11 protein-coding genes are annotated in these 14331 nt (G+C 39.8%); 6 read left to right on the forward strand and 5 right to left on the reverse strand.

Going from position 1 to position 14331, the window contains the following annotated elements; genetic code table 11:
* The first annotated feature begins 361 nt into the window (after positions 1 to 361).
* Positions 362 to 1495, forward strand: coding sequence for a GAF domain-containing protein (locus tag ACZ5L8_RS05780; RefSeq protein ID WP_464440323.1), 1134 nt, complete (start codon positions 362 to 364; stop codon positions 1493 to 1495).
* On the opposite strand, the gene ACZ5L8_RS05785 is transcribed toward ACZ5L8_RS05780, so the two are convergent.
* Genes ACZ5L8_RS05785 through ACZ5L8_RS05795 form a run of 3 tightly spaced genes read right to left on the reverse strand, consistent with a single transcriptional unit; the run spans position 1496 to position 4804 of the window.
* Complete coding sequence (locus ACZ5L8_RS05785; RefSeq protein WP_464440324.1) at positions 1496 to 2335, reverse strand: DMT family transporter; 840 nt, start codon at positions 2333 to 2335, stop codon at positions 1496 to 1498.
* 54 nt (positions 2336 to 2389) lie between these two features.
* A complete protein-coding gene (locus ACZ5L8_RS05790) occupies positions 2390 to 3238 on the reverse strand; it encodes a hypothetical protein (protein ID WP_464440325.1) in 849 nt (282 codons plus the stop codon).
* A gap of 3 nt (positions 3239 to 3241) precedes the next feature.
* Positions 3242 to 4804: a hypothetical protein gene (locus ACZ5L8_RS05795; protein ID WP_464440326.1), complete on the reverse strand. Its 1563-nt coding sequence runs from the start codon at positions 4802 to 4804 to the stop codon at positions 3242 to 3244.
* A 128-nt stretch (positions 4805 to 4932) separates the two neighbouring features.
* Between ACZ5L8_RS05795 and ACZ5L8_RS05800 the strand changes: the two genes are divergently transcribed.
* The 4 genes from ACZ5L8_RS05800 to leuB all read left to right on the forward strand — a co-directional run bounded on the left by ACZ5L8_RS05800 (position 4933) and on the right by leuB (position 9396).
* Positions 4933 to 6105, forward strand: coding sequence for a 2-isopropylmalate synthase (locus ACZ5L8_RS05800; RefSeq protein ID WP_464440327.1), 1173 nt, complete (start codon positions 4933 to 4935; stop codon positions 6103 to 6105).
* 44 nt (positions 6106 to 6149) lie between these two features.
* Positions 6150 to 7559: a 3-isopropylmalate dehydratase large subunit gene (gene leuC / locus ACZ5L8_RS05805; protein ID WP_464440328.1), complete on the forward strand. Its 1410-nt coding sequence runs from the start codon at positions 6150 to 6152 to the stop codon at positions 7557 to 7559.
* Positions 7534 to 8118 (forward strand): 3-isopropylmalate dehydratase small subunit, encoded by a 585-nt coding sequence (leuD, locus tag ACZ5L8_RS05810; RefSeq protein WP_464440329.1) that lies wholly within the window; start codon positions 7534 to 7536, stop codon positions 8116 to 8118. Before leuC ends, leuD begins: the two co-directional genes overlap by 26 nt.
* A 162-nt stretch (positions 8119 to 8280) precedes the next feature.
* Positions 8281 to 9396, forward strand: coding sequence for a 3-isopropylmalate dehydrogenase (leuB, locus tag ACZ5L8_RS05815; protein ID WP_464440330.1), 1116 nt, complete (start codon positions 8281 to 8283; stop codon positions 9394 to 9396).
* A 180-nt stretch (positions 9397 to 9576) separates the two neighbouring features.
* Here the strand turns inward: leuB and katG are convergent, their stop codons facing one another.
* Positions 9577 to 11826: a catalase/peroxidase HPI gene (katG, locus tag ACZ5L8_RS05820; protein ID WP_464440331.1), complete on the reverse strand. Its 2250-nt coding sequence runs from the start codon at positions 11824 to 11826 to the stop codon at positions 9577 to 9579.
* Between the two features lie 465 nt (positions 11827 to 12291).
* On the opposite strand from katG, the gene ACZ5L8_RS05825 reads away from it, so the two are divergent.
* Positions 12292 to 12651 carry an endonuclease domain-containing protein gene (locus tag ACZ5L8_RS05825; RefSeq protein WP_464440332.1) on the forward strand — a complete coding sequence of 120 codons (360 nt, stop codon included), beginning with the start codon at positions 12292 to 12294 and terminating at the stop codon, positions 12649 to 12651.
* Between the two features lie 90 nt (positions 12652 to 12741).
* Here ACZ5L8_RS05825 and argH read toward each other — a convergent pair whose 3' ends face one another.
* Entirely contained in the window at positions 12742 to 14025 is a 1284-nt protein-coding gene (gene argH / locus ACZ5L8_RS05830; RefSeq protein ID WP_464440333.1) for an argininosuccinate lyase, read from the reverse strand.
* Positions 14026 to 14331: the final 306 nt, after the last annotated feature.

A 14331-nucleotide genomic window follows, 5' to 3' on the forward strand; every position in this document is an offset into this window, starting at 1 on the left:
ACGCGCTGTGCAATGACTTTAGCGCATTGTGCAACCTCCGGAGCGCATTCTGCGGAGTCTGGACGCACTGTGTAACTTCCGGCATGCACTGCGCAATGACTTTAGTGCTTTCTGCAATGTCTGGACGAGCTGTGCAACGACTTAACACGCTGTGTGATAAGTTCGCTCTATTTCTTTTGGCTACAGCCAAAAAATAACCTACGTCAATTTTTAAAAACAAATAACCTATAAAGTTGGTTATATACCTTGAGTTATGTTTAGTTTTTAGAAGAGAATTCCTATTTTTAAATAAAAATTACTTGTACAACCCGTCCCAAAACAGATTATCTGTTGTGGTTTACTTGTAAAAGAATTGTTTCTCGTGACCTACAACACCTCTCTTAACGCTGAGATCGTTAGATTACAAGATCTTAGATCTTACAGTATAATTGATACACTTCCTGAAGAAGAACTGGATGAAATTGTTGAAATTGCTTCATTGATTTGTGATACGCCTATTGCATTGATCACGATGATTGAAGAAGATAGGCAATGGTTTAAGGCTAAAAAAGGTTTAGCTATTTGTGAAAGTTCTCGTGAAGATTCTTTTTGCAGATATACGCTAACCCGGCCAAAAAAAATAATGGTCGTGAATGATTCTTTGCTTGATGAGCGTTTTATGAACAATCCATTAGTAGTTAGCGATCCTAGTGTGAGATTTTATGCGGGTGTGCCACTAGAAACACCAGATGGTAATGTTTTAGGCACATTATGTGTTATAGATCATGAGCCTAAAGAAATTACAGAAAACCAGAAAAAATCTTTAAAACTTCTTGCTAAACGTACGATGGATCATCTTAACATGAGAAAGATGGTTAACGATCAGAAAAAAACGATTAAAACCAGTGCGGCAAATCTTAAAGTTTTGACAGACAATGTTCCTGGCGGAATTTTTCAATTACGAATGAATACTGCTGGTGACCTAAAATTTGATTTCTTAAGTGCCGGTATAAAAAAATTACATCCTTCAATAGATTTAGCCGAATGGCAAAAAGATCCTAAAGTGGGCTATAGTGTCATCCATCCAGAAGATTTACCAGAATTTTTAAAAAGTCTAGAAACATCATATAAAACACTTGAGATCTGGCAACATGAATATCGCGCCAAGTCCAGAAATGGCTATAAATGGCACATGGTAAAAGCAAAACCAGAACGCTCTCTTGATGGCAGTGTGGTTTGGTCTGGTAGTTTTCAAGACATCCATGCGCATATAGAATATCAAGCGGCGATGGAGCAGATCTCTTTTGACATAAGTCATGTATTGAGGCGCCCTGTAACAAATCTTGTCGGGCTGATCAACATGATGGAAGATGAAAAATCCATTAACCAGATTGTCTGGAATGAATATTCTGATTACATACAAACCGTGGCGACAGAACTTGAGAAATTTACCCGTGATCTCAATGATGTTTACGAGAAGAAAAAAGAAATAATCTCTGGCAACACCGGCAGGTAATTATTCTTCGGCGAGTTTAAGTTCTTTTTTGCGATTACGCGCACTTCTTACACTCTCAAAAATTACGGTACAGAGAATTAGGCTTCCGCCAAAAAGTGTCATCAATCTTGGCGTTTCGTCCAGAAAGATGAATCCCATGATAATGCCATAAATAGGTTGCACACTACTCATAAGTGCTGCTGTGGTAACATTAAAATGCTTTAAAATCATCAAGAACATTGTATGACCAATTGCCGTTGTAAGCATTGCCAACGCAACGATTTGCGGCCAGAATTCTGCTAAGCCATCCATTGATACAGTAAAACTCACCGGAAGGAGACAAATTCCTATCACGACCATTTGGTACCACATGAGTAAACTACCGTGATATTTTTCCACTTGATTTTTCATAAGAATATTTCGCAGCGCATAAGCTAAAGCAGACACCAACCCGAATAAAATTCCCTGTGTGTATGAATGCTCTAGACTAAATTCTGGCACCAAGAAATAAAGTCCCACAAGAACAATTGCACCAAGTAACAAATGCATTTTTTGGAATTTAGTTTTAAGGATAAGCGGCTCAAGCACGCTACTCATTGCTGGATACGTATAAATGGTAAGCATCCCGATCGCCACTGTACTTAGTTGCAATGCCATGAAATAGGTAACCCAATGCACACCCATTAAAATACCGCCAAGAAGCACAACACCTCTATCTTTTTTCTCAACCTTAAGCGAGATCTTTTTAAACTTCAAGAAAGCATAGAGAACTCCAATTGCTAACAAAGCTCTGATACCTATAGTTACCGGCGGCCACAAAGTAACAGCTCTACCTAAAACTCCTGAAGTACTTACTAACAAAACGCCCAGGTTTAACTGGGCGATATTTTTTAAAAAACTAGAATTCAATTTTCTTTACTTTTTATTTTCAGATTGTTTAGAGATTTTGTCCCATGCCTCCCTAGTCAAAGAAATAAGATTAAAATTCTCAAAATCAAAAATGCTTACAAACTTATCTGATATCACATAATATTGTTCCCAATCTATGTATGAAGAATACAACATTAAAGTACAAAGGTCAGTTGCCGTTATTATGGGGTATTCTTCGATAACATGATTATGAAAAACGGATTGCACTTTACCATCTTCGACCTTATATGGGTGTGCAAGTATCCCATTATGAATTTTTGATACTTCTGCTAGTTTATCTTTCTTATCAAAATCAAATTTGTAATCATTACCTATTATAACTGCTTCTCCTCCAGAAGGGCCTGTTACACTATAAACAACTAGATTATTTTTATTGTCAATTAATGGAATGTAGTTGTAATTCGTATTTTCATAAAAGCTAAATAGGCTATCCTTATTTACATTTACAGCCATCGCCGCCTCTCTTCTACCATGCATCAATCTTTTTTCAACTTTTGTAGGTATTCGCTCTGTTGAGTCAATGGTATATACATTTTGTAGCTTATCAATATTTTTAAAATCAACTTGATAATGTATTTTATTATCACTTGAATTATCATAAAATATTGATCTCGTAACATCGCCCACAGCGTAAGAAAGATAACCGCCAAAACTATTACCCATTTCTTTCAATTTAGGTAGTAAAATATCAGTGGATTGCCATGAGGCCAGTTCTGACCTATAAAGCTCCGTACCAAGTTCAAGAGTTTCATCGTTGAACTTTTTAATATTTTTCTGTCCAAAAGTCAATATTGGAAAAACAAGAAGTATATAGACAACACTTTTAAATTTCATTATTTATCTATTTAAAACCACTGCCTTCTCTTTAATGATCTCAGCAACGGGACGATTTTGTATTCGGCTATCAAGCCAAGAAAGGATGTCAAGATATAAAAATGCTCTACGTTCATAAGGATCATCTTCAAAAACCTGTAATGTATCGCGTAGCTTTTTAAATTCCGCTTTAAGCTCACCAGGGAAAATATCTCCCAGATTTCTCAAGAATTTGATCATCGCCTTTTGCACCTCGTGTAGGTCATTCATCTTAATGAGAAACTTATACGTGTCTTTGATCAAGGTTTCTAAATGATAATCCATACCGGCTTCATAATGCGCCACAAGGTTAAGAATTCTTGCAAAACACATAAGATCTTCTCGCATCTTTAGCGACTTATTCTCAATGATCTTTTGTAAAAACTCTATACACTTTTTATGTTGGCTTGCGCCAAAATAAAGACTAGCGATCTTATAGTAAAACACCATAACATGGTGCTCATCTAGTCTTTTATCTAACTTTTTAAGCTCTTTGAGTATTTTTTCTATAAGTCCGTCATCTACTGTGAAGTCACCCATCATAAACTTAAGATTGAGCTTATTGCTGTATAGATATAAGAACTCAAGGATCTCAAGATTATCACCTTTAGGAAAAGATGATTCCGTAATTCGATCTTCCATTTTATGAAGCACATTCTCAAATTGTGTATGATGCTTTAAATAGAAAAGAGATTCTAACAAATAATGATTGCCTTTAAGATAAAAAACCGGATTGTTTGCGATCATCTTAGGATCTTCTTCAAACAATTCTACATATCTACTGGCATACCGGTAGCATGACAAAAAATCCTGAACTAAGAAACTATACCACAAATGCGCTTTGTATAACCACAATTTCTCACCAAAGCTCATATTGGCAAGTGTATGCTCTGGCAAATGCTCCTTAAAATATTGTGTAACAAATTGACGCTCTTCATCGCTTCGCACATAACCCATTTTAAGCATGAGTCCATATAATCGCAGAGACAAATTACTCAATTTGCTTACTTGCATATTCTGTTTGCTCAGTTTTTCCGCTTCAAGCGAAAGCAACTCAGCCCGCGTATCCATACTTCTGGTTATGTATTGCGTTTCGATCACCTTCTCAAACTCTACGATTTCATAAGCTACGTTTTTCTCGTCATTAGAAATGGCCATATGTTTAGCCTTTTCGAGTAATCGTAAACTTTGCTGATACAACCCTTTTTGATATAAAACGGTTGCAAAATCAAGTTGCTCACGTATTTGCACTCTTATATTTTGATGTGCAGGCGTTAACCGCAAACTTGTAAGGATCTGTTTATATAAGTGCGCTTTGAGGTTGCTTAATTGTTGTTTTTTGACAAAATCTTTTGCAACGATCTCCCGCTCATTATACGCAGACATCTTGTCTAGTAAATCAAATAGTTTCAAATACTTACTATCAGAATTACCGTCTAGCCTGCCAACATACAGTTTAAACTGTCGTTTTTCAGACTTAGACAAGCTTTTAATGAGTGTAAATAAGGGGTCTTTATTTTCGTTTGCTGTTGTAATGATTTTGCGCATAAATAATTAAATATCAATTATTTAATTAAATCAAGCAATAACTTGACTTCGTAGCATTTTACCGGTTTATTAAATCAAAAGTACAATCTATTTATATATTCGAATTTAAATTGAGAAAAAACATTTTTATGAGCGATAACAAGGTCCAGATTTTTGACACCACACTAAGAGATGGAGAGCAGGTTCCAGGCTGCAAGCTAGATACTGAACAAAAGTTAGTTATAGCCCGCCGACTGGATGAGCTGGGTGTAGATGTCATTGAGGCTGGTTTTCCTATTTCTAGCCCCGGAGATTTTAAATCTGTAGAAGAGATCGCAAAGATCGTTAAGAATGCAACTGTATGTGGTCTTACACGTTCAGTTAAAAAGGATATTGAGGTTGCTGCAGAAGCTCTTAAATATGCCGTTAGACCTAGAATTCACACCGGTATAGGTACAAGTGATTCTCACATCAATTTTAAATTTAAGTCTAATAGAGAAGATATTCTAGAGCGTGCTGTTCAGGCTGTGGCTTACGCCAAAACTTTTGTGGAAGATGTAGAGTTCTATGCAGAAGATGCTGGCCGTACAGATAATGAATACCTTGCTCGCGTTTGTGAGGCAGTTATTAAAGCTGGTGCAACAGTTTTAAATATTCCAGATACAACAGGATATTGCTTACCGGAAGAATATGGTGCAAAAATGAAATACCTTAAAGAGAATGTAAAAGGTATTGACAAAGCCATTCTTTCTTGCCACTGTCATAATGACCTTGGTTTAGCAACGGCAAACTCAATTGCGGGTGTGATCAATGGTGCCCGTCAAATAGAATGTACTATTAACGGTATAGGTGAGCGCGCTGGTAACACTTCTCTAGAAGAGGTTGTGATGATCCTTCGTCAACATCCAGATCTTAATCTAGACACAGGTATCAACTCAAAACTTTTATATGACACAAGCCGCATGGTGAGTGAAAAAATGGGTATGCCTGTACAACCTAACAAAGCTATCGTAGGTAGTAATGCCTTTGCTCACAGCTCTGGTATTCATCAGGATGGTGTGATCAAGAATCGTGAGACTTACGAGATCATCGACCCTGCAGAAGTTGGCGTGACTGAAAGTGCGATCGTACTTACCGCTCGTAGTGGTCGTGCTGCCCTAGCCTACCGCGCTAAGAATGTAGGTTACGAACTTACCAAGAAACAACTCGATGTGGTTTATGAAGAATTCCTGAACTTTGCAGACAGGAAAAAAGAGATCGTCGATGAAGACATCCACGAGATCATGAAAATCACAAAAATTGAAGCGGGAGCTGTAGCATAACGCTATCTGATTTTGGCTTAAAGCCAAAAAGTAAAACATTAAAAATGTCAGGAAAAACATTATTTGACAAGGTTTGGGACGCACACGTGGTTGACACGGTGACTAACTGTCCACAGATCTTGTATATCGATAAACACCTTATTCACGAGGTGACAAGTCCGCAGGCTTTTGCAGAACTTGAAGAACGCGGAATCCCAGTCGCTAGACCAGACCAGATCGTTGCAACGGCAGACCACAACACGCCTACCGTAGATCAACATTTGCCTGTGCGTGATGCGCTTTCGCGAAATCAACTACAGAAACTCTCAGAAAACTGCGAGAAAAACGGAATTACCTTATATGGTCTAGGCCATGAATATAATGGTATTGTTCACGTTATGGCGCCGGAGCTTGGTATCACGCAACCAGGAATGACCATGGTTTGTGGAGATAGCCACACGTCTACGCATGGAGCTTTTGGTACGATCGCTTTTGGTATCGGTACAAGTCAGGTTGCTCAGGTTTTTGCTTCGCAATGCCTATTGTTAACCAAGCCAAAAAGTCTTCGTGTAAACGTTAATGGAAAGCTTAAACCAGGCGTACTTCCTAAGGATGTAATTCTTTATATTATTTCTCAGATCGGTACTAATGCTGGCACAGGATATTTCTGTGAATATGCGGGTAGCGTGTTTGAAGAAATGAGCATGGAAGGTCGTATGACCGTTTGTAACATGAGTATTGAGATGGGAGCTCGTGGCGGTATGATCGCGCCAGATGAAACTACTTTTGAATATGTAAAAGGCCGCAAGTTTGCTCCAGAAGGTGCTGAGTGGGACCGCAAATTGGCATACTGGAAAACACTTCCTACAGATGCTGACGCTGAGTTTGACAAAGAATACAACTTTGACGCGGCAGACATCGAACCTATGGTAACTTACGGTACAAACCCAGGAATGGGAATCAAAGTTACCGGTCGCATTCCAGATAAGGAAGATGAGAATTTAGAAAAAGCGCTTAAGTATATGGCTTTCGCCAAAGGTGAGCAGCTTATAGGTAAGCCTATTAATTACGTTTTCATCGGGAGTTGTACAAACTCAAGGATTGAAGATTTCCGAATTGCAGCAGATTATGTAAAAGGAAGACAAAAAGCTTCAAATGTGAATGCATGGTTAGTTCCTGGTTCACAACAAGTAGCTAAGCAATTAAAAGAGGAAGGTCTGGATAAAATTTTCGCGGAAGCGGGATTTGCATTACGCCAACCAGGATGCTCTGCTTGTCTTGCGATGAACGACGATAAAATTCCAGAAGGAGAATATTGTGTATCAACTTCAAACAGAAACTTTGAAGGAAGACAAGGGCAAGGCGCAAGAACAATTCTTGCGAGTCCGTTAATGGCAGCCGCGACCGCTGTGGCAGGAGAAATTGTAGACATCACAAAACAACTTACTGATGGAGAAGTTCAAGAAGCTTACTGATACGGCAATCCCATTGCCTATTGAAAATATAGATACTGACCAGATTATCCCGGCGCGTTTTTTAAAGGCGACAAACAAACAAGGTTTTGGGGATAATGTGTTTAGAGATTGGAGATTTAATAAAGACGGTTCTGTAAATGAAGATTTTGTTTTAAACGATGAAACTTTTAAAGGACCTATTCTTGTAGCTGGCGATAACTTTGGTTGCGGGAGTAGCCGTGAGCACGCTGCCTGGGCGCTTGAAGGTTATGGTTTTAAGGTGATAATCAGCAGCTTTTTTGCTGATATCTTTAAAGGAAACGCGTTGAACAACGGTATTCTTCCACTTCAGGTAACTCCAGAATATTTAAAAGAATTGCTTGCTACAATCAAAGCAAATCCATCAACCGAACTTACGATCGATCTTGAAAAACAAACACTGGATTCTCCAGCGGGTGTGATTCCTTTTGATATCGACCCATATAAAAAGGTTTGCATGATCAACGGTTATGACGACATTGACTTCTTAATCAGTAATAAGGAGAAGATCGAAGCCTTTGAGCAGGAGAAAGCGTTTTAAGACAAGAGATTAATTCTCGTCATGCTGAACTTGATTCAGCATCTCATTTAAAGGATTAAAATATTTTGTTTTTTCGCTTAAAGCGAAAAGAACTAAAGTAAAACAAGTAAAAGAACCAGACCTCACAGATTTTCAAAACCTGTGAGGTCTAAACAAATAAATATGAAATTCAACATCGCCCTTTTATCAGGAGACGGTATTGGTCCTGAAGTAACGGCTCAAGCAGTGAAAGCGCTTGATGCCATTGCTGACGTTTATGACCATACTTTTACATATAACAAAGCATTAGTAGGTGCCATCGCTATTGATCAAACAGGAAATCCACTACCTGAAGAAACAATCGATATTTGCGAAGAAAGCGATGCTGTGCTTTTTGGTGCTATCGGTGATCCTAAATATGATAACGATCCTTCTGCAAAGGTGCGTCCGGAGCAAGGTTTATTGCGTTTAAGAAAGTCTCTCGGACTTTTCTGTAACGTGCGCCCGGTAAAGGCTTATGAAAAACTGATTGACAAATCACCGCTTAAACGTGAGATCATCACAGGAACTGACATTTCAATCTATCGTGAACTGACGGGTGGGATTTACTTTGGTTCTAAAGAATTGAGTGAAGACGGTCAAGTAGCTAGTGACGGCTGTACTTATTCAGTTGAAGAAATAGAGCGTATCGCACATTTAGCGTTTAAAGAAGCGCAAAATCGTAGAAAGAAACTGACTTTAGTTGATAAAGCAAACGTACTTGAAACTTCTCGCCTATGGAGAAAAACGGTTACGGCGCTTGCTAAACAATATGAAGACGTTGAGCTAGATTTTCTTTTTGTAGATAATGCAGCGATGCAAATGATCTTAAATCCTAGTCAGTTTGATGTAATCCTTACTGAAAACTTGTTCGGGGATATTATTTCTGATGAAGCGAGTGTTATTGGTGGTTCTATCGGTCTTTTAGCTTCTGCTTCCGTGGGAAGCAAAGTGGGGCTTTTTGAGCCTATTCACGGTAGTTTTCCACAAGGTGCTGGTAAAGACATCGCAAACCCGCTAGCTTCTATCCTATCGGCTGCGATGATGTTACGCCATTTAGATTTACACAAAGAAGCTGATGCTATTGAGGCAGCTGTAGAAAAATCTCTTGAATTGAATATCACTACAGGTGATATCAATCCAGATAATCCATTCCCAACTTCTAAAGTGGGTGATTTTATCGCAGATTACATCACACATCCAGAGGATACGAATGTAAATTTTAGGAACGTGCATATGGGTCAGAGCACGATAATCTAATGGCCCCATTTTAGGTTTAACCTATAAATGATTCTTACAATATTAGTGTTCAAATCTGGCGGCCTTCACGGGCCGCTTTTTAATTTATACCTTTTATCGCTAATACTCTAGAAATAAAAAAAGCAGCCCAAAGGCTGCTCTCTCAATACTCAATACTAATATCTCTGCACTATTTTGGCTTTAAGCCAAATCAAACCTGTCGAGATTCATAACCTTCGTCCAGGCAGCTACAAAATCCTTAACAAATTTCTTTTCTGCGTCAGCAAAAGCGTAGACTTCTGCGAGTGCACGAAGCTCTGAGTTAGAACCAAAGATCAAATCCACACGGCTACCTTCCCAAAGGGTTTCGCCAGACTTGCGGTCTTTACCTATAAAGGTTTGCTGGTCTTCAGTTTTAGATTGCCATTTGATGCCCAAATCAAGAATCGTCTTGAAGTAATCATTGTTCAACGTTCCTGGGTTCTTTGTGAAAACACCTAGCGAAGAACCGTCATAGTTGGCTCCCAGCGCGCGCATACCGCCCACAAGCACCGTCATTTCTGGTGCAGTAAGGGTTAGCAATTGTGCTTTGTCAATCAATAGTTCCTCTGCAGAAGGTTTTAAATCACCTTTAAGATAATTCCTAAAACCATCAGCATGTGGCTCAAGGGCCTCAAATCCTTCAGCATCCGTCTGCTCTTCTGTAGCATCTACCCTACCTGCGGTAAATGGCACGGTTACCTCATGCCCAGCTTTGCGCGCAGCTTCTTCAACCGCAGCGCTACCAGCTAGAACAATAAGGTCTGCAAGACTTACTTGCTTGCTACCGGCGCCGTCATTGAATTCTTTCTGAATGCCCTCAATGGTATTGATCACTTTCTGTAATTGCGGCGGATTGTTTGCTTCCCAATATCTTTGAGGAACTAATCTCACCCGTGCACCATTCGCACCACCACGCTTATCTGAACCTCTAAACGTAGATGCAGAAGCCCACGCAGCAAGCACTAGTTCGCTTACGCTATGCCCTGAAGAAAGAATGCGTTTCTTTAATTCAGCCACATCTGCATCATCTATTTGGTCATAATCTGCTTTTGGAAGTGGATCTTGCCATAATAAAGTTTTGCTTGGCACTTCTTCACCTAAATAACGAGCAATAGGTCCCATATCACGGTGTGTTAATTTGTACCACGCTTTGGCGAAAGCCTTCTCAAACTCTTCTGGGTTTTCATAAAACTTACGTGAAATCTTCTCGTACGCAGGGTCTGTCTTTAAAGCCAGATCGGTAGTAAGCATAAATGGTGCATGTGTCACATTTGCATCATGCGCATCTGGAACAGTTCCTGCGCCAGCACCTGCCTTTGGCTTCCACTGGTGTGCTCCTGCCGGACTTTTATCTAATTCCCACTCATATTCAAAAAGGTGCTTAAAGAAATCATGACTCCACTTTGCTGGAGTTCTTGTCCATGCGCCTTCCAGGCCACTGGTAATTGTATATTTTCCGTTACCGGTACCAAAGTTATTTTTCCATCCTTGGCTCATTTCGGCGATATCTGCACCTGCTGGTTCTGCTTCTACAAATTCTTCTGGGTCAGCAGCACCATGCGTTTTACCGAAGGAATGCCCACCAGCGATCAACGCCACGGTTTCCTCATCATTCATCGCCATACGGCCAAAAGTGATACGAATATGCTCTGCCGCAGCCATTGGGTCAGGATTTCCATTAGGTCCTTCTGGATTTACATAGATCAATCCCATATGCGATGCCGCAAGTGGATTCTCAAGATGCTCATGCGCAAAACGCTCGTCATTACCCAGCCATTCGCTCTCTGCTCCCCAGTACACATCTTCATCTGGCTGATAGCGGTCTTCACGGCCTCCTGCAAAACCAAAAGTCTCAAAACCCATACTCTCTAAAGCCACGTTACCGGTCAACACCATAAGGTCTGCCCAAGACAACGCTCTACCATATTTTTGCTTCACAGGCCAAAGCAACAAACGCGCCTTATCAAGGTTCGCATTATCTGGCCAACTGTTCAACGGTGCAAAACGCTGCATGCCAGCTCCTGCTCCACCGCGACCATCTTGAATACGATAGGTCCCTGCACTGTGCCACGCCATACGAATCATAAACGGACCATAATGCCCGTAATCTGCCGGCCACCAGTCTTGCGAAGTGGTAAGCACTTCTTCAATATCTTGCTTTACCTGTTTAAGGTCTAGCTTTTTAAACTCCTCTGCATAATTAAAATCTGGATCATGCGGATTTGTCAACTCAGAGTGCTGACGTAAAATATCCAGACGTAAAGCATTGGGCCACCAATCTTCATTGCGCATTCCGCCGCCGCCTACGTGGCTCATTTGTCCATTAAGATAAGGACATTGAGATACGCCATCGTTTACATCCCAGGCTTTGCCACCAGTTGCATGTGACTTATCGTGTTCTTCGCTCATTTCTTTGATTTTTTTGATTTGAATCTAAAATTACAAAGAATGATTCAATAGCTAAAATCTATATTTTTTATTTAATCATAATATTTTACTATAACTATATCGTGATAGTATAGATTTAATTGAGTGTAATATGTATTCCGCTTCCGCGAAAAGGAATTTGACACCACTTATATCGTCAGCGACAGCGCGAGAAGGTTTTCTACTCTCCAGATTCCATCAGCGACGGCGCGAGAAGGAATTCTACAATCCAGATTCCATCAGCGACAGCGCGAGAAGGAATTCTGCACTCCAGATTCCGTCAGCGACACTGCGGGAAGGATTTCTGCTCGCCGGATTTCATCAGCGACAGCGCAGCAAGGTTTTCTGTGCATAATAAACTCCCCTCCTTGATTAAGGAGGGGTGGCATGCGCCATAGGCGCATGACGGGGTGGTTTCCTTGCTATAAATATTCTATATTAGTTTCTGTGAAAGAAAAAATTCACAATATCAAAGCATTAGAGATTCAACGCAAGCAACTTAGAAAGCATTTGACACCTGCTGAAGCTTTTCTATGGAAGTATTTGCAAAGGAAACAAGTTGATGGACGAAAATTTAGACGGCAACATAGCATTAAAAATTTTGTTGTAGATTTTTACTGCCCATCTGAAAGATTGGTAATTGAACTTGATGGAGAAATTCATATGAATCACACAGCTCAAGAATATGATTTATGGAGAACTAAACAACTAGAGAATCTAAAAATAAAGGTTTTACGCTTTGAGAATAAAATGGTTTTCCAATTTTTACCTTCTGTATTAAAGGAAATAAAAGATTCTTTTAAGTAAAAAAAGGTAACCCTTCCGTCTTTTTGGCTATCACCAAAAATCCACCTTCCCTTAACTAAGGGAAGGAGTTTTTATAATCTAAATTCTTATTTAAGAAATAACCGCCTCTAACTTCTCCCTAATCTTATCCAATCCTAAATTATGAATACTGCCCAAGTGTGAATGTTTCTTACCGGCATCTGGCTTGTACGTGCCTTCTTGCACTTGTCCGCCGATTACCTGATAGGCTTCTCTAAAAGATTTGCCTTGCATTACCAGGTCATTGATACTATCTACCGTGAAAAGGTATTTGTACTTCTCGTCATTTAGGTCTATTTCTTTGACGTCAACCTGCGCGATGCTGTAATCAAAAATCTCAAGAATATCCTTGATGCTTTCAATAGCGTCAATGGTATTTTCTTTAAGGAGTTGGTAATCGCGGTGATAGCCGCTAGGCAAATTGTTTGTGATAAGCACCATCTCTGTGCTCAACGCCTGTATCTTATTACATTTCCCACGAATCAACTCAAAAACGTCTGGATTCTTCTTGTGTGGCATGATGCTACTTCCCGTGGTCAATTGCTCTGGGAAACTCACAAACCCAAAATTCTGACTCATGTACAAACACACATCCATCGCAAAACGAGAAAGTGTATTTGCCAGTGATCCTAAAGTAGATGCAAGCGTACGCTCACTTTTTCCGCGGCTCATCTGTGCAGCAACCACGTTGTATTTCAAGGTTTCAAAACCTAGTTCTTTAGTAGTCATCTCACGGTCTATAGGAAACGAACTTCCATAACCCGCCGCAGAACCCAATGGATTTTGGTCTACTACTTTTTGCGTGGCTTGCAACAGCATCAAATCATCGATGAGCAATTCCGCGTAAGCGGAAAACCACAACCCAAAGCTACTAGGCATCGCCACTTGCAAGTGCGTGTAACCCGGCAAAAGCTTATCCTGATGGGTTTCGGCAAGATTAAGAAGAGTCTCAAATAAGGAAACCGTTCTCGCCTTGATCTGCTGAATATTCTCCTTATAATACAACTGTAAAGCTACAAGAACTTGGTCATTTCGCGAACGCGCAGTATGGACCTTTTTTCCTGTGTCGCCAAGAGTTTTGGTCAATTCAGCTTCAATCTTACTATGGATATCCTCAAACTCCTTCTCTATAACAAAATCTTCTTGCTGCGTGGCTTCTTCCAGTTTATCAAGTTCTGGCAAAAGACTTTCTAATTCAGCATCATCAAGAATGCCTATTTTATTGAGCATCTTCACGTGCGCACGCGTCGCCTGCACATCAAATTTTGCAATATGCACATCGATTTCGCGGTCGTTACCCACGGTAAAATTGATAATCTTATCGTCTATATTTGAACCTTTGTCCCAGAGTTTCATTGTATTCTTATTTATTTCCTAGCCGTAGCTGGGAAATCTATTTTTATTATTATTTCTATTAATTTGGCTTTCGCCAAAAGTTTTTTATAGTCATTCCGTCCCGATAATTATCGGGATTGTCTCGGAATCTCATGATGAGAAGCTGAATCAAGTTCAGCTTGACGTATGCTTTTCTATTTCCGCAAAGGCGGAAATCTTTTCTTATTCGTTTTATATTTCTAGCTTTCGCAAAAAGTTTTTTCGTCATTCCGAGCTCGACTCGGAATCCCATGATGTGAAGCTGAATCAAGTTCAGCTTGACATATG

The organism is Leeuwenhoekiella obamensis, assembly GCF_055391795.1.

Coding starts and splice junctions, on each gene's coding strand:
- ACZ5L8_RS05790 (WP_464440325.1), bottom strand. CDS start 3,238: ATGAAATTTAAAAGTGTTGTCTATATACTTCTTGTTTTTCCAATATTG.
- ACZ5L8_RS05795 (WP_464440326.1), bottom strand. CDS start 4,804: ATGCGCAAAATCATTACAACAGCAAACGAAAATAAAGACCCCTTATTT.
- ACZ5L8_RS05800 (WP_464440327.1), top strand. CDS start 4,933: ATGAGCGATAACAAGGTCCAGATTTTTGACACCACACTAAGAGATGGA.
- leuC (WP_464440328.1), top strand. CDS start 6,150: ATGTCAGGAAAAACATTATTTGACAAGGTTTGGGACGCACACGTGGTT.
- leuD (WP_464440329.1), top strand. CDS start 7,534: ATGGAGAAGTTCAAGAAGCTTACTGATACGGCAATCCCATTGCCTATT.
- leuB (WP_464440330.1), top strand. CDS start 8,281: ATGAAATTCAACATCGCCCTTTTATCAGGAGACGGTATTGGTCCTGAA.
- katG (WP_464440331.1), bottom strand. CDS start 11,826: ATGAGCGAAGAACACGATAAGTCACATGCAACTGGTGGCAAAGCCTGG.
- argH (WP_464440333.1), bottom strand. CDS start 14,025: ATGAAACTCTGGGACAAAGGTTCAAATATAGACGATAAGATTATCAAT.